Source organism: [Clostridium] saccharolyticum WM1 (assembly GCF_000144625.1).
In the GTDB taxonomy this organism is placed as follows: Bacteria; Bacillota; Clostridia; order Lachnospirales; family Lachnospiraceae; genus Lacrimispora; species Lacrimispora saccharolytica.
On record NC_014376.1, the window covers coordinates 4,176,674 to 4,191,218 of the forward strand.

At 44.4% G+C, this 14,545-nt stretch carries 12 protein-coding genes; 2 read left to right on the top strand and 10 right to left on the bottom strand.

The genetic code is table 11. The features are described 5' to 3' along the window. Window positions 1-3: 3 nt before the first annotated feature. Genes CLOSA_RS19370 through CLOSA_RS19390 form a run of 5 tightly spaced genes read right to left on the bottom strand, consistent with a single transcriptional unit; the run spans window position 4 to window position 5,637 of the window. Complete coding sequence (locus CLOSA_RS19370) at window positions 4-1,353, bottom strand: GH1 family beta-glucosidase (RefSeq protein ID WP_013274424.1); 1,350 nt, start codon at window positions 1,351-1,353, stop codon at window positions 4-6. Between the two features lie 4 nt (window positions 1,354-1,357). Further along, a complete protein-coding gene (locus CLOSA_RS19375; RefSeq protein ID WP_013274425.1) occupies window positions 1,358-2,197 on the bottom strand; it encodes a carbohydrate ABC transporter permease in 840 nt (279 codons plus the stop codon). Continuing rightward, on the bottom strand, window positions 2,197-3,132 hold the full coding sequence (locus tag CLOSA_RS19380) for a carbohydrate ABC transporter permease (RefSeq protein WP_013274426.1): 936 nt from the start codon (window positions 3,130-3,132) through the stop codon (window positions 2,197-2,199). The genes CLOSA_RS19375 and CLOSA_RS19380 overlap by 1 nt, the downstream gene beginning before the upstream one ends. Window positions 3,133-3,185: 53 nt before the next feature. Further along, window positions 3,186-4,589 carry a type 2 periplasmic-binding domain-containing protein gene (locus tag CLOSA_RS19385; RefSeq protein ID WP_013274427.1) on the bottom strand — a complete coding sequence of 468 codons (1,404 nt, stop codon included), beginning with the start codon at window positions 4,587-4,589 and terminating at the stop codon, window positions 3,186-3,188. Between the two features lie 31 nt (window positions 4,590-4,620). Further along, window positions 4,621-5,637 (bottom strand): LacI family DNA-binding transcriptional regulator, encoded by a 1,017-nt coding sequence (locus CLOSA_RS19390; protein WP_013274428.1) that lies wholly within the window; start codon window positions 5,635-5,637, stop codon window positions 4,621-4,623. 309 nt (window positions 5,638-5,946) lie between these two features. On the opposite strand from CLOSA_RS19390, the gene CLOSA_RS19395 reads away from it, so the two are divergent. Then, window positions 5,947-8,376: a GH36-type glycosyl hydrolase domain-containing protein gene (locus CLOSA_RS19395; protein WP_013274429.1), complete on the top strand. Its 2,430-nt coding sequence runs from the start codon at window positions 5,947-5,949 to the stop codon at window positions 8,374-8,376. A gap of 121 nt (window positions 8,377-8,497) precedes the next feature. Continuing rightward, on the top strand, window positions 8,498-9,142 hold the full coding sequence (locus CLOSA_RS19400; protein WP_013274430.1) for a peroxiredoxin: 645 nt from the start codon (window positions 8,498-8,500) through the stop codon (window positions 9,140-9,142). Window positions 9,143-9,341: 199 nt separating this feature from the next. Here the strand turns inward: CLOSA_RS19400 and CLOSA_RS19405 are convergent, their stop codons facing one another. The 5 genes from CLOSA_RS19405 to CLOSA_RS19425 form a co-directional block, all read right to left on the bottom strand. Beyond that, entirely contained in the window at window positions 9,342-10,988 is a 1,647-nt protein-coding gene (locus CLOSA_RS19405; RefSeq protein WP_013274431.1) for a recombinase family protein, read from the bottom strand. A 103-nt stretch (window positions 10,989-11,091) separates the two neighbouring features. Beyond that, the gene (locus CLOSA_RS19410) at window positions 11,092-11,340 is read right to left on the bottom strand and encodes a hypothetical protein (RefSeq protein WP_013274432.1); all 249 of its coding nucleotides are present in this window, start codon (window positions 11,338-11,340) and stop codon (window positions 11,092-11,094) included. 78 nt (window positions 11,341-11,418) lie between these two features. Continuing rightward, window positions 11,419-12,720, bottom strand: a complete 1,302-nt coding sequence (locus CLOSA_RS19415; protein WP_013274433.1) for a relaxase/mobilization nuclease domain-containing protein — start codon at window positions 12,718-12,720, stop codon at window positions 11,419-11,421. After that, window positions 12,708-13,022, bottom strand: a complete 315-nt coding sequence (locus tag CLOSA_RS19420) for a plasmid mobilization protein (RefSeq protein ID WP_013274434.1) — start codon at window positions 13,020-13,022, stop codon at window positions 12,708-12,710. The genes CLOSA_RS19415 and CLOSA_RS19420 overlap by 13 nt, the downstream gene beginning before the upstream one ends. Window positions 13,023-13,318: 296 nt before the next feature. After that, window positions 13,319-14,320 (bottom strand): AAA family ATPase, encoded by a 1,002-nt coding sequence (locus CLOSA_RS19425; RefSeq protein WP_013274435.1) that lies wholly within the window; start codon window positions 14,318-14,320, stop codon window positions 13,319-13,321. Window positions 14,321-14,545 lie beyond the last annotated feature (225 nt).

The window sequence follows — 14,545 nt, forward strand, 5'->3', positions numbered from 1 at the left end:
TCATCACTCCACCGTTTCCCTTATCAGGTTCCGGTACCAATAAAAACTGTCCTTGGGTATCCTTACCTGACTTTCATAATCGATAAAGACAATTCCAAACCTGTCGTCATAACCCTTTTCCCATTCAAAGTTATCTAAGAAGCTCCAAAGGAAATACCCCAGAACATCAACACCGTCTGATATTGCCCGCTCCAGCTCCATGAGATGGCGGTGCAGGTAATCAATCCGTCCGGGGTCATGAACAGCCCCGTCCAGGGATACCACGTCAAGGTCGGACATTCCATTTTCCGTAATGAACACAGGAATCTGATAGGTCTCATAAAAATTGCGGACTGCCCAGTACATTGCCTTGGGAGTAATGGGCCACCCCATCCCGGTCTTTCCATGACCGGCCGGAAGCCTTCCCAGCAAAAGATTTCCCTGGCGGTCAAAGCTTACAGAGGTTCCCTGATAGAGGTTCATCCCGCAGAAATCCAGGGGCTGGCCTATGAGTTTTTGCTCTTCTGCCGTTATCACCGGCAGCCGGGAACCAAACAATTCCTTGCATTTTTCATGAAATTTCCCTTTTATAAACAGTTCATTCCAAAATGCCGAGGAATGGATCCAGTCCTGTTCCCCAAAGGAATTCTGAAGCCTTCCGGCTGCCTCGGCCAGCTCAGCCGTTTCCTCTACAGGCCAGTAGGCGTTCCCACAGGTAGGTGCATATCCTACCTGGCTGTCCGGGACCCATTTTCTTATTTCCTGCACTGCTCTTCCATGGGCCAGAGCAATATGACGGCACATCAAAAGAAGTCTATCCGCCGGGTATTTGATGCCGGGAGCATGAATGCATCTATCATATCCTAGCCAGGTGAATATCTGAGGTTCATTGAACGTAAAGAAATGTTTGACCCGGTCTCCCAATGCTTTTGCTACGGTTTCCGTGTAGGAGGCAAACCATTCCGGGCTGGAAGGATTCAGCCAGCCGCCCTGCATTTCCAGATCATTGGGATAATCCCAGTGAAAAAGGGTTACATAAGGGGTAATTCCGTATTTCAGCAGCTCATTGACCAGATCTGAGTAGAACTTTAATCCCTTTTCATGATACGGGCCGCAGCCCTTTGGAAAAATCCTGGGCCAGGAGATGGAAAACCGGTAGGCTTTCACTCCCAGCTCTCCCAACAGAGCCACATCCTCTTTCATGCGGTGGTAATGAACACAGGCCACTTCGCCGGTATGCCCTTCAAAGATCCTTCCTTCCTCCCGGGTAAATACATCCCAGATGGAAAGCCCCTTGCCAGCCTCACGGGAGGCTCCCTCGATCTGGTATGATGAGGTAGCAGTCCCCCATATAAATTCCTTCCTGAACTTCATCCTTTTATCCTTTCACACTGCCGGCCGTCACACCGCCGATAATAAATTTTGATAAACATAAATAAATGACTGCTACGGGAACAATCGCAATGGTAATCAGCATGTAGACCTGCCCCATGTCAAACTTCAGAAAATCAGCGCTGCGAAGCTGTGCGATCAGAATGGGCAATGTCTTTTTCGTATTGGATTTCAGTACCAGGGAAGGTACAAAATAATTATTCCAGGAAGCTACGAATGCAAAGATGCCCTGGACCGCAAGTGCCGGCTTAACCATGGGAATTACTATAAAATTGAACGTATAAAATTCATTGGATCCGTCCATCCTGGCTGATTCCACAATCTCCAGGGGTAAATTGCTCTCAAAATAGGAAACCATAAAATAAAACACCACCGGAGCTGCCATAGAAGGAAGGATAAGAGGTATAAAACTATCCATTAGCCCCATTTTGCCGATCAATCTTAAAAATCCCAAAGTCGTTACCTGATTGGGAATCATCATGATGAGAATAATAAACAGATAAACCGCGTTGCGCAGCCGGAATTCATAGGCATGGATGGCGTAGGCCGTCAGCGCTGAAACATACACGGAAAGCACTGCAGAGCATCCGGCTATGAGAAGGCTGTTGGCAATTCCATAAACCACCGGAAGATTTTTATTATGTAGTACGTTATATAAATTTGTGCCAAAGGATTTGCCCGGAATAAAGGAAAATCCCTTGGAAATCTCCGGATGGGACCTGGAAGCATTTATGATCAGACAATAAAAGAAGAAGAGGCATAAAAACGCCAGAAGCGAAAGAAGCACATATGCAGCGGTCTTCCTTATATTTATCAGCTTACCCACTATGATTGCCCTCCTCTCTTTTTCCCGGCACCGGTAAGTACAAAGAACACCACCAGGCTGAGTGCTGCCGTAATGACGAAGAGTATTACCGATAAAGCACCTGCCATGCCGTAATTTTTGCTGTAAAGATGGTTGTTTAAAAACATAATCAACGTGGTACTGGTTCTGTCCGGACTTCCCTTAGCATTTGTCAGCACCTGGGGAACATCAAACATCTGCAGTCCACCGATCAGAGAGGTGATCAGGACATATATAAAAATAGGCTTAATGGTTGGCATGGTTACCTTTGTGAATATCTGCAAGGATTTTGCACCGTCAATGGAAGCCGCTTCAAATAAGGATGCATCCACGCCGAGAATCGCTGCCATCAGAAGAATCGTAGTGTTTCCAAACCACATCATAAAGTTCATAAGCCCTACCAGGCCCCTGGTCCCCCAGACGGTGGCCAGAAAACGGATGGGGTTATTTGAAACACCCAGCCTGATAAGCAGGTTGTTCATGGGGCCGTCATCAGAAAACAGAGCAAAAAAAAGCATTGCAAAAGAAGCCGCCATGATGACATTGGGCAGGTAAATAATGGTTTTAAAGAAGGTGCTACCTTTTAACCTCATCCTGAAATCTGCAAACCATACTGCCAGGATCAGTGAAATGATGATCTGGGGAATAAACCCGATGATCCACAAAATCATCGTATTGCCCAGATACTTAAGCAAATCACTTTGAAATATAGATACGTAATTTTCCAGTCCTACAAAGTTGGGACCGATCTGGGTTAATCCGGAACGATAATTTTCAAACAGGCTGTTATAAAAAGTATTTACCAGGGGAATAAAGGAGAATATAAAATAGATGGCAAAAAACGGTATCAGAAAAATATATCCCCATTTCCCATAGCTGATTTTTTTTCTGGTCTTTGCCCTTTTTTCATTTACCATAGCAAAACCTCCTGTATTACGCAGGACGGGATCCCCCGTCCTGCCGCTCACAACTATTCTGTCTTTAATTCCGGATACTTTTCAGTAATTGCAGTGTAAAAATTCTTGATTGCCGTGTCTTTGTCAACGGTACCGTTAAAGTAATCATGCATGGCGGTCTGGAATTCTTCATTCAGACCCTGATCATAAGGAGAAATCTTGCTCATATCAATTTTTTCAGCCGCATCGCAGTACATCTGAAGAGGATTCTGCCCGCCAAGGAACGCTGACTTATAATCACTCTTTGCCAATTCTTCCATTACAGTCTTGTTATTGACAAAATCATTCTTTTCCTCCACGATCTTTTTCATCGTAGCATCATCACAGCAAATGGTTCTCATAATATCTGCAACGATTTCCGGGTTATCAGTTCCGTTAGCTGCACAAAGCCAGGTTCCGCCCCAGTTATAGGACTCCGGACCAATGGTTGCTGCCCAGTCACCATAACAGCCATTTCCTACTTCCTGCTTTCCTCCATCCGCTTCTGCTGTTGCTAGGGAGTTTCCTGCCATAACGAAATCAACGCCCCATGCAGGCATGAAGTATCCAAAAACCTTGCCTTCCGGTCCCTGTCCGGCAGCCCATTCAGCCGCCCAAAGGATCGTCTTCTGGTTATACCCTTTATCCGTATAATTTTTAGTCTGCTCCACCCATTTTTCCATGTTCGGATCAATGACCACTTTATTTCCATCGACCCACGGAGCGGATACGTTATTGGAGAAGGTGCGATAGGAGTCATCAAAGCCGGATACCATAAAATAACCTTTTTCTTTCATCTTTTCTGCAGTTTTATCAAAGGAATCCCAATCATGGATCGCCTTCTGAACTTCTGCAGGATCGTCGGTTCCAAGGACATCCTTTGCTATAGAACGGCGGTAAATATAAAGTCCCGGGCAGCCCTGCCAGGAAATCCCCTTCTGTGCGCCGTTCGAATCCTGGGCAATTTCCTTGGTATAGTTATATTGTTTGGACATATCCTGTTCTGTGATGCCGATCTCCTTTAAATCAAGGCTGCTGTCAGATTTTACATATTTTAAAATGTAATCTGCCTCTACCAGGAACATATCCACTTTATCATCTGCTTTTGCATCAGCCTGATTTAACAGAGCCTCATCCAGGGCATTCTGGTAGGCGTTGTTTTCACTGGGAGTGGTTACAAAATTCACCGTATACCCGGCAGGCAGCTTGGAGGCATAATAATCCTCATATCTTGCCTTAAATTCATCATTCCAGACATAGATATTCACCACTTTCCCCTCGGCGCTGCCGGTCCCCTTTTCTGTTGCGGCTTCCTTGGCGGTGGTCTCCGGAGCTTCGCTTCCGCTCTGAGTGCTTTGAGTGCTCTTGGAACTGCAGCCTCCAATCAGCGATGCTGCCATAGCAGCACACAGCAATCCACTTACTACTTTCTTCCTCATATTACCCTCTCCTTTTCTGATATGACTATCATTAAATATTAGCTTTTCCAACCGATTCTCCCTTCAACAGCTCTCCTTCTACAATGATCTGTTCCGTAAAAGTTGTCTTGGGTTTTTCGATGGTGCTTATTAATTTTTTAGCGGCCTGCATGCCAATGGCGGCCGTATCCTGGCGTATGGTGGTCAGTTTTGGGTTCAACAGCTGTGAGATCCGGCTGCCATCGTATCCGACAATGGAAATATCCTCCGGGACCCTTAAGTTCCTTGCCCGTATTTCATTTAACCCACCGATTAAGGCCGTATCATCCGGGTATAAAATACAGGTGGGAGGATCCTTTCTGTCCAGCAGTTCCCTGGTGTATGCCATGGCCTGGCTGACATCCAGATAATCTGCCTCCAATACATAACGGTCCGGAATATGCAGATCATTGCTCTCCATAAACCGGTAATAGCTGGTCAGTCTTGCCTTTGTAACGGCAGTATTCATCTGTCCGTGGATATACGCGATCCTTCTGTGTCCATTTTCATAAACATATTCCATCAGGCTCTGGATTCCCTTAATGTTATCAGATAAAACCGAGGAACAGTTTTCGTGGATGTGATCAACGGTAACCACGGGAATGTCACCGGCCAAAAGGTCAATCACCTCCGGATTGTCAAAATTCACACAGGCGATTACCACGCCGTCCACATTTCGATATTTACAATGATCATAATAAGAGACTTTTTGTGTTCCTATCTGACGATTAATAAACGTTATGTCATACCCCTGTTTCTCCGCTTCTACCTTAAAGCCTTCCAGTACGGCCGCAAAATACTCATGAGTCAAACCGCTGTTGGCCTCATCAACAAACAAAACACCGATGTTGTAGCTTCTGTTTGTCTTTAATGACCTTGCTGCAGCGTTGGGATAGTACCCCAGCTTTACTGCTGCCTTTTTGATCTTGTTTTTAGTACTCTCCCCGATGTCATTCTGATCATTCAGTGCTTTGCTTACTGTGGCAACGGATACTCCGCAGTGCTGTGCCAGTTCTTTCATAGAAATCATATGTCTCATCCTTTTACTTAATCGTTTTCGTAATTCTAATATACCCCTTTCTTCGGAATAAATCAATATTCTTTTGAATTTTTATCTAATTATAATAATTATCCATATGAAATTTTGTACATTATTTACAACCGATAAACATGAGGCGTTTTATTTTTTGAAATATCTCTTGAATTATTAAAATGGATGGTATATTATGGCCCTATAACTCCCTTATTTTTTTCTTAATCGTTTTCGAAAAATGTTTTTTAGTAATTTGGCCATCAATCATGCCATGAGATGAGAGGATCAGAAAGGAGTTATTCAATTATGAAATATGGATATTTTGATGACCAGGAAAAAGAATATGTGATTACAGTCCCAGATACTCCCCTGCCGTGGATCAATTATCTGGGTACTGAGGATTTCTTTTCCCTGGTTTCCAACACCGGAGGCGGCTACAGCTTCTATAAAGATGCAAAGCTGTTAAGGCTGACACGGTACCGCTACAACAACGTCCCTCTGGACAGCAACGGACACTATTATTATATCAATGAAAACGGCACCATCTGGAATCCTGGATGGCAGCCCACCCAGACAGCCCTGGATTTTTATGAATGCCGTCACGGACTTGGGGTCACTAAGTACAAAGGAATGAAGGACGGCTTATTTGCCGAAGTTACTGCTTTTGTTCCTTTGCATGACACCTGTGAGATTCATAAGGTGGTTTTAAAAAACGAAAGCAGGGAACCAAAAGATTTTACCCTGTTCTCCTATGTGGAATTCTGTTTATGGAATGCCGTGGATGACATGACCAATTTTCAGCGAAATTTAAGCACCGGAGAGGTCGAGGTAGAGGGCTCTGTCATTTACCATAAAACAGAGTACAGAGAACGGCGCAACCATTACGCTTATTATTCTGTGAATGCAGACATTCAAGGCTTTGACACGGACAGAAACACATTTGTGGGAGTATACGGCTCCAACCAGCTGCCGTTTATGGTGAAAAAGAACACTTCCGGAGATTCCATGGCAAGCGGCTGGTCCCCCATCGCCTCCCACCGCCTGACCCTTCATTTGGAGCCAGGAGAAGAAACCGGATTTATTTTTGTATTGGGCTATGGGGAAAATCCCAGGGAAGAAAAGTGGACTGCTCCCAATGTCATCAACAAGAAATCCGCCAAGGCTGTATTGGCCAAATATCATACGAGCCAACAGGTTGACGAAGCCCTCGCTGCTTTAAAGCAATACTGGGAGCAGCTTCTCTCCAACTATTCCGTCACTATGGCCGATGAAAAAACAGCCCGCATGGTTAATACCTGGAACCAGTATCAGTGCATGGTAACCTTTAACATGTCCCGCTCCGCATCTTACTACGAGTCAGGCACCGGCCGGGGCATGGGCTTTCGGGATTCCTGCCAGGATCTGCTTGGGTTCGTACATATGATTCCGGAACGGGCAAGAGAACGGATCATTGACATTGCTTCCACCCAGTTTGAAGACGGAAGCGCTTATCACCAGTACCAGCCTTTGACAAAAAAGGGAAATAGGGACATTGGAAGCGGCTTTAATGACGATCCATTATGGCTCATTGCCGGTGTATCGGCATATATCAGGGAAACCGGTGATTTAAGTCTTTTGGAGGAATCCGTACCATTTGATAACGATCCGGAGAAAAGCCAGCCCCTTATGGAGCATTTGAGGCGGTCCTTCCGCTTTACCAAAACCCACCTGGGGCCCCACGGTCTGCCTTTGATCGGGAGGGCTGACTGGAATGACTGTCTGAACTTAAACTGTTTTTCCACAGAACCCGGAGAATCCTTTCAAACCACCGGTCCTTCGGAAGGGCCTGTAGCGGAATCCGTCATGATTGCAGGCATGTATGTAAAATACGGAAAAGAATACGCCCAATTATGCCGGCTGATGGGATTGACCGCCGAAGCAGACGAAGCAGAAGCATCCGTACAGGAGGTTTCCGATGCCGTGATACAATCCGGCTGGGATGGGGCCTGGTTTTTGCGTGCCTATGACGCATTGGGACAGAAGGTCGGATCCAGGGAATGCAGGGAAGGCCGAATATTCATAGAACCTCAGGGCTTTTGCATCATGGGAGGTATTGGTATCGAAGAGGGTTTTGCTGAAAAAGCGTTGGACAGCGTAAAGGAATTGCTGGATACGGATCATGGAATTGTCCTGCACCAGCCGGCATACACCAGGTATCAGGAAAACCTGGGGGAAATTTCCTCCTATCCTCCCGGCTATAAGGAAAACGCAGGGATTTTCTGCCACAACAATCCCTGGATCTCCATATCAGAGACCATGCTCCGCAGGGGAAACCGTGCTTATGAAGTATACCGTCGCACTTGTCCGGCCCACAGGGAGGACAGCAGTGAAATCTACAAGGCAGAGCCTTATGTTTATGCACAGATGATTGCAGGAAAGGATGCACCTCATTTTGGAGAGGCCAAAAATAGCTGGCTGACAGGGACCGCCGCATGGTCGTTTGTATGTATTTCCCAGTATATCTTGGGGATCCGCCCTGGTTTCAAGGGTTTAATCGTGGACCCCTGCCTGCCGGATTCCATCAGGGAATTCTCCGCAGTCCGGAAATTCCGGGGAGCGGATTATTATATCCATGCAGATCATAGAAAACCGGACGGCAAGGTTTCCATAGTGGTGGATGGAACGCCTGTGGATGGAAAGGAAATCCCGTTTGCTGATGGGAAAAAGGAATATCACATTTCTCTGATCTGGGAATAAAGCGGCTGTCTATATGATCGTTTTAAGTTTTGGGATGACTCTATTGAATAATTGATAAAATACCGAAACACAGCATTTATGCTGTCATATAATATCTTGAATTATCTCTCAAGGAACCGCAATGAACGTTAGCATTGGTATGAAAGCCCCTGATTTTACTGCCATGACAACCTTTGGACCGCTAAAGCTGTCCGATTACAAAGGACAATGGGTGATTCTCTTTTCTCACCCTGGTGATTTTACGCCGGTATGCACCACCGAATTTATAGCTTTTGCACAGGCAAACGATCACTTTGAAGCATTAAATACACAACTGATGGGTTTAAGCATAGACAGCAACCCCTCCCACCTGGCATGGGTAAATCAAATCCGTTTATTAACGGGCATTGAAATTCCGTTTCCGGTTATTGCAGACCGCATGGCTGAGGTTGCAAACCTTTACGGCATGATCGCTCCTGATGCCAATAAGCAGGAAACCGTCCGGAATGTTTTTTTCATTGACCCGAACCAGATTATTCGCGCTATCCTGATTTATCCATTATCCAACGGCAGAAATATCAATGAAATACTGCGTCTGTTAACCGCACTTCAAACAACCGATAAATGCAGCGTTGTAACTCCTGCCAACTGGGAACCCGGCAATCCGGCACTGGTACCTCCGCCAGGCACCTATGATCAGACCTTAGCCCGTATCAATGATCCGGAAACAGCGGGGTTAAATTGTGTGGATTGGTTCTGGTGTTATAAAAATAAATCCTGTCAATGAATTCGTTACATTCCATTCCGCCTGCCGGCTGCAGCCTGAATGAAATTGCCACAATTTTTATTTTTGGAGTTCCATTCCTTTAAAAGAAAAAAGTCGGTTCAGGTTTTAACCACCGTGTTATAGGGAAAGATTTTTAATTCAATAGTTTTGTTGCATTTGGGCAGACAGCTTTCACCGAGCTGTCTGCCTTTTGCTATTCCTATGCCACGCCTAATTCCCTTTGCAGTGCCTGCGTATCAGCTAAATCCAGTAATCCAACATCACGATAGTAGATAGTCACCTGTTGAAACGCTGTTCTTGAGTATCGTTCTGACTTTTCACCAACCACAATCTTATCAATAAACAGGTGTAGAATTTCTGAAGTCAGCTCTGGAATTTCAGGATACTGCTTGGCTTTAGCTATAAATAAATCTACATTGGCGATGCTGCTTTTGAGTTTTTCAAGCTCTTGTTCTTTCTCTGGGATAGCAACGGCTACTTCTTTTTGCTCGTCAAGGTAGTCTTGACTTAGGGCACGGAAGACTTCGTTTGGAATTTTGCCAAGCACATTATCTTCATATAGTCGTTTGAAAAGTGCCTTTAATTCTTCCTCACGATGCTTAAGCTTAACTACTTTTTGCTGCAAATTTGAAATATCACTTTGCACCTGTGCGGTATTTTTCTTGTTGAGATACTTTCCAAACAAGCTTTCATGTGTTCGAGCAAGGTGAGTGACACGCCTTAAATCGTCCAGCACAATTGCTTTAATAGCATCCTCTCTGATGTAGTGTGATGTACAAAAGTCTTTACCGTTTTTGTTGTAGGTTCTGCATTTGAAATTATTGTAATTCTCGCCTTTGGTGTGGGTGCGATAGAGGTCAAGCTTGTCCCCACAGTCCTGACAGTATAACAGTCCTGAGAAAATGTTAGGGTTGTCCATAGGTGTTGGTCTGATTTTGCTTTCTCTTAGCTTTTGGATGATATCCCAAGTTTCTTTGTCCACAAGAGCTTCATGGGTATTTTCAAAACGCACTTGCTCATCTGTGGGACGCACCACACGCTTCTTGTTTTTATAGGACTTAGTGGTGTTCACAAGGCTGATAGTGTGTCCAAGATAGACCTCGTTTTCCAAAACTCGAATCACATTTTCAGAGTGCCACTTGTATGGCTGCTCCAAATTCAGCTTGGCATTCTTCTTCCCCTCTTTGCGATAATAGTAATGTGCTGGGGTGAGTATCTCACGCTTTTTTAGCTCTCGTGCAATCTGATTGGGACCTTTACCACCAACACAGAGAGAAAATATCAGCTTTACAACCTCGGCAGATTCTTCATCGCGAATAAGATGGCTCTTTGGATTTTCAGGGTCACGCATATAACCATAGGGTGGCTTGCCACCAAGCCAAGCACCTGTTTCAGCTTTGGCACGCTTTGCTGCACGAATTTTTCGGCTACAGTCTTTTGCATAAAGCTCGTTAATTATATTTTTAAAAGGGGTAAAATCATCATTGCCATACAGACTGTCAATGCCATCACCGATAGCGATAAACCTAACATCGTAGTTTGGAAATACGATTTCTGTGTATCTGCCTACCTCTAAATACTCACGACCAAATCGGCTCATATCTTTTACGATTATGGTTTCGACCTGGCCATTTTCCACGAGCAACATTAGCTCCTTGAACGATGGTCTGTTAAAATTCGTACCCGAGAAACCGTCATCCGCCATGAATTTTAGATTTTCAAAACCATTTTCCTTTGCGTATTTTTCTAAAATCAACCTTTGGTTATTAATACTGTTGGACTCACCTTGACTACCATCATCTTGACTTAGCCTTGCATATAAAATTGTGTACTTATCGTTTGCCATTTTTACGGCTCCTTTCTCTTGGCAAACTGAATACGATGTGTGCGGTAGAACCGCAACCACATCATACCCAAACGATTTGCCAAAGTCTACTGAATAACTGAAACTATTCAGCTTTTTTCATTACATCCAAGTCAATCAGCTTAATGATTTTTTCTGTGGGTGTAGCTGTTGCAACCATTGGAAATACAGAAGTAACAAAGAAGGTTTGACCGTTTATCCTCATCTGTCGTTCGGTACGCATACCGGCTTCGTCAAAATATACCCCCGCATCACGATAGACAGACATTATCCTTCCATCCTGCTGCCTTGTTAAAGGCATGGTTTCTCCATAAAATCCAGTATTTTTATTCATTAAATTCCTCCATCATACGAAGTATCAAGGTTCTCGTAACCCATTCAAAATCTTTGACTTTGCAAATGGGTGAAGTTCTTACATTGTCATTTTAAATTCTTGGTTCTCGTGGTCATCTTCTTTTTGACCGACAGCCAGTTTTTTCTTTCTGCGTGTGCTTGGTGTAATAGTTGTGGTAGCATCTCTTACAGGAGGGGACTCACCAAGAGATTCCACAGAACGACCAAGGCTGACAATATCACTCCCAAGGGTAGCAAGCTGATGAGTATCCAAAGTAAAACCGTCCAGTTTATGCTGGGTAGCTTCAACTTGGGCAGAGAAAAGGAACGCTCTTTCTTGCTCCCAGCCTGTGATAAGGTCTGCTGTATCTGCGACAGGCTCTTGCTGATTTTCTCCAACTCCGTCCTCGTGGGTAGGTTGTTCATCTGCGTTTTGATGCTGTGGTTCTGCTGTTGCAAGGCTTTCAGTTGGCTCTTCATCGTGATTAAAATCTCGAATAGCTCGTCCAAGTCCTGCTGTGTCAGGGGACAGGGATTGGCTGTCGGTGGTGGTGATGGTGGTGCTGATTTGTTCCTCTGTTTGAGTTCTTCCAGTGATAATTTTCTGTCTGATTCGTAGCTCAAGCTCCATCCTCTCTTTCAAATATTTTGTTTCGTGCAAGCGGTCATCTCTGCACTTCATGCCTTTGGGTGTTGTGTAGGTTATGCTTTTCCTGCTGTCCGCCCACTTGACTGAGTAGCCCTCAAACTCCATCAGCTCAACAAACTGCGCCTTGCTGACAGCGTATTTCATGCACTCGTCAATGGTATTCATCAACCGCATTTTCCAACTTTCGCCCTTGGCGGCTGCGTGGTATTCCGCAACGCTCATAGATTTGGTGCGGTCAAATTTTGGTTTTGGCTTACAAATCTCGAAGCCATATTCCATGCACAGTCTGTCATTGAGCTGTCGTATCGGTTCTATCTCGGGGGTGCTGATGTGAAACTTTCTGCCTGTTTCCAAGGCAACAGAGTTGATAATAAAGTGGGAATGTATATGGTCGCGGTCGGTGTGGGTGCAGATTAACACCTCGTAATCTTTGAAATGCTCAGCAAGCTTGACCGCCATTTCGTGTGCAAGCTTAGGTGGAACATCTTCGCCCTTGGGGAAGGACTGTACCATGTGGTAGTACATTCTTCCACTGTCCTTGCCGTGTAACAGCTTGGTGTTGATAAATTCGTGGTAGACCGTTTGGGGAGAACAGTTCAGCCCAGACACCAAACGTTCCCCCTCGCACAAGGTCTTTTCAGTTTTCATGGCATAGTTCATCACCGCAGACATACTGGCTCGTGACTGCTTTTTCTTAAACTTAGCAAAGCTGACAATGGCTATGCTGACCACCTCCTACGCTCTAAAATCTCTTGTATGCTCTGATTGATTTGGGTAAAACACTCCAGTGTTTCCGTTAAATTTATAGCTTGCACTCTGCCCATATTCGCAAGGGTGGTAAGCTGATTGAGGTTTCTACCCACGGCTTTTAGCTCCTTGAGTACCTCTGCGAGGTCAGTAATAATGACTATTTCCTTGCCGAGGCAGGTGGCAGTGACATAGTCGGTGAGGGTCTTATTTGCCCTCTTTGCTTTGCGGTGGATTTTCTCTAAATTCTCGGGGGTAATTCTTAGATTGAGTCTTGCATTTTTCATTCGATATGCTCCTTTCATCGTTACTAAATGGGTGCGGGTACTCCCGCCCAGCTGCATCGGCGTGTAGCCGAATGCGATGCTGGCTCTCTCCGAGGAGAGAAAGTGGTAGCGGTAATCTTTGCGGTTCAAGGGGTAACTGGCAGAGAAGAAAAATGTCGGCACTTGCTCGCTTGGTGGCTGTTTTTGAAGATATGGTGGTGTTATGCCATCCCATCGTGAATCTCGCCACACAGTGTTAAACAGAGGGCAACGATGGCGCTTGGTTTGTCGCCACGAAGTGCCGATAGGGTCAAGAATTATGACACACGCTTTTGGTCGGCACTATCGTCACCAATTCTAACGATTTCTATAATTCTTTTCCCATTGCTACGTCGTGCAAAGCCCAGTATTCCAAGCTTTTCAAAGCTTTTGGATAACCGCTTGATATTTTTGGAGATGGATTTGTTCGAAAAATCATCGTCACTTATTTGATTAAGCAGGGTCGATAATTCCGTGGCATTTCCAATGTAGCTATCCTTATCACACATAAAAATTTCTACTGCTTTGATAAAACTTAAATCCTTTAGATTGCTTTCTGAGAGACTGTCTGAAAGCTTAATCCAGATATTATCTTCACTGCGTTCCAGCTCCAATTCCCGACTTTCAATATCTCTACCAACACAAGAAAGGGTTGCTGTTTTTTCACCACGCTTACTTTGACTTAGTGTAAACATGGTATCCACTGCTCCCTGCAAACCCGTTGAGCCTGTGATCTGATTGAACACATCACCATCTTTTTGTTTTCTAAAATGGTGAATGAGTAAAATAGCAATCTTGTATTCGTCGGCAAGCTTTTTGAGAATTGTCAAATCAGAGTAATCATTGGAGTAGGTGCTTTCTGTATTGGGACTGCGAATTGTTTGCAGGGTATCAATGATAATCAGTTTTGTGTCTTGATGTTCTGCAATAAAATTTCTGATGCGAGTTTCCAGCTCACCACCTAATTTTGAAACCTCTGTACAGAAATGAACATTGTTTGGAGCTTCGTCTGTAATTTCTAAAAGCCTGTTTTGAATACGAATTTCATTATCTTCATAACAGAGATAAAGCGTGGTGCACCTTGTGGTTTCATATCCCCAAACAGCTTCGCCCTTGGCAACAGCGATACTAAGCCAAAGCGCAAGCCAGCTTTTTCCCACCTTTGCTGAACCCGCAAGAAGTGTAAGCCCGATAGGAATTAAATCTTTGATGATGAAAGGGATTTCCCTAACTTCTTTAGACAGTAATTCTTCTCCTGTGATGGTGTTAAACTTCTTCATTTGCTCTCCTTTCAAATAGATGTTGTAAGATTGATAGCTATCATCTATCAAAAGCATACAGCAACTATTGCAAGTTGTAAATAGATGTGGTACAATAAATTATACATTCTCTATTTATCAAGTTGGGATTATCTATTTTCGTAAACTCTCTATTTTTTGCGATGCTATTGTCTATTACAAAAACACTTTCTATTTTTGTGTTTTGCATCATCTATTTCATGTTTA